Raw genomic sequence first — 1799 nt, 5'->3', positions numbered from 1 at the left:
GGGGGCGAGCAGGGCGTCCCCGGCTGCCACGACCCGTACGGCGTGGGCGAGTTCCTCGGCCGAGGCGTCCTTCAGCAGGAAGCCGGAGGCGCCCGCGCGCAGAGCCTCGTAGACGTACTCGTCGAGGTCGAAGGTGGTCAGCACCAGCACCTTGGCCCGGGCGCCGGGGGTCTCGGCGATACGGCGGGTGGCGTCGATGCCGCCGAGGCGGGGCATCCGGATGTCCATCAGGACGACGTCCGGGTCGAGTTCGGCGGCCCTCTCGATCGCGTCCACGCCGTCCACGGCCTGGCCGACCACCTGGATGCCGGGTTCGGCGTCCAGCAGCACCGTGAAGCCCTGGCGGACCATCACCTGGTCGTCGGCGATCAGCACGCGGATGGTCATGAGGGGTCCTCCAGGGGGAGCGTCGCGACTACTTCGTAACCGCCGCCGGGTGTGGGGCCGTGGACGAGGTCGCCGCCCAGCATCGCGGTCCGTTCGTGCATGCCGAGCAGCCCGTGCCCGGCGCCGGCCGCGGGCGGGACGGGTGCCCGGGACGCGGAGTTGGTGACCCGGACCGTGACGGCCGCCGTGTGGTAGCCGATCTCCACCCGCGCCCGGGCGCCCGGCGCGTGCCGCATCACATTGCTGAGCGCCTCCTGCGTGATCCGGTACGCCGACAGACCGACGCCCGGCGGCAGCGGGAGCCGGTCGCCCGTGGCCACGGCCGTGACGTCGACCCCGGCGTCCCGCACCGTGGCGACCAACTCGTCCAGCCGGTCCAGAGTGGGCTGCGGGGCGTGCCGCGCGCCGTCGGCACAGCCGTCCTCGGAGCGCAGCACGCCGAGCACCCGGCGCAGCTCGGTCAGCGCCTGGACCGCGCTCGTCCGGATGCCGGCGAGATTCTCCCTCAGTTCGTCGGACGGGTCCTCGACGAGGTGCGGGGCGACCTGGGCCTGGATCGATATCACCGACATGTGGTGCGCGACGACGTCGTGCAGTTCGCGGGCGATCCGGTTGCGCTCCTCCAGAAGCGTGCGCCGGGCGCGTTCCTCCGCGGTGAGCTCCGTCTGCGCGACCAACTGGGTGCGCGCGACCCGCAGGGTGCGCACGGCGACGCCGAGGCCGCCGGCGGCGACGACGACGAGGGAGGCCCGGTCCAGGACGTGGACATGGGCCTGGGTGGTGGCCGCGGTGGCCGCGAGGGACCCCACGAGGAGGCTGACGGCCAGCGCGGTGACCGTGCGGCGCGGCGCCACCCGGATCGCCAGGAGGAACAGCGCGCCCGACTGCAGGGCGATGTCGGGAAGGCTCGGGAACGGAGCGAGATCGGACAGCGCCGGCTCCGTGAGTCGCACGCTGACCAGCAGGAGCACCAGCGAGGCCCACCAGGCGTACAGCGGCCTCGACATCCCGGCGACCAGCGCCACGGACTGGAGGACCGCCAGCAGCACCACGTACGCGGGAATGCCCGCGCCCGCGGGGACGAGGTCGGACACGTGGAACAGGGCGACGGCCGCCGAGGTGAGGATCAGCAGCATCCCGAACACCGGCCGCCAGACCGGCGCCCCGGGCTGCCCCGGTGCCGGCAACGGGTCGACGGGCGACGCCCACAGATCCTCGTGGAGCCGGCGCGGCAGCGCGCGCAGCCGGACCACCAGTCGTCGTCCGGCCTTCGCCGCCCCCGTCACGGGGCTCAGCTCAGGCATGGTGGGACTGCCGGGCCCGGGCCGGGGAGCCGCCCTTCCGTACGACCGTCGTACGGCCGCCGCCCCGTGTCTCGTACGCACCGAACCTGTCTCTTATACACATCTCTG

At 73.9% G+C, this 1799-nt stretch carries 2 protein-coding genes; both read right to left on the bottom strand.

Translation table 11 applies throughout. The features are described 5' to 3' along the window. On the bottom strand, positions 1 to 387 hold a 387-nt coding region (locus tag IH13_RS0129735; protein WP_031089159.1), incomplete at its 3' end, for a response regulator. Beyond that, positions 384 to 1691, bottom strand: coding sequence for a sensor histidine kinase (locus tag IH13_RS0129730; RefSeq protein WP_051835975.1), 1308 nt, complete (start codon positions 1689 to 1691; stop codon positions 384 to 386). The genes IH13_RS0129735 and IH13_RS0129730, both read right to left, overlap by 4 nt. Positions 1692 to 1799: the final 108 nt, after the last annotated feature.

Source organism: Streptomyces sp. NRRL WC-3549, from assembly GCF_000721935.1.
In the GTDB taxonomy this organism is placed as follows: domain Bacteria; phylum Actinomycetota; class Actinomycetes; order Streptomycetales; family Streptomycetaceae; genus Streptomyces.
The sequence above is the reverse complement of the archived record's forward strand: the minus strand, read 5'-3'. Positions and strand labels throughout refer to the sequence as shown.

Coding starts and splice junctions, on each gene's coding strand:
- IH13_RS0129730 (WP_051835975.1), bottom strand. CDS start 1,691: ATGCCTGAGCTGAGCCCCGTGACGGGGGCGGCGAAGGCCGGACGACGA.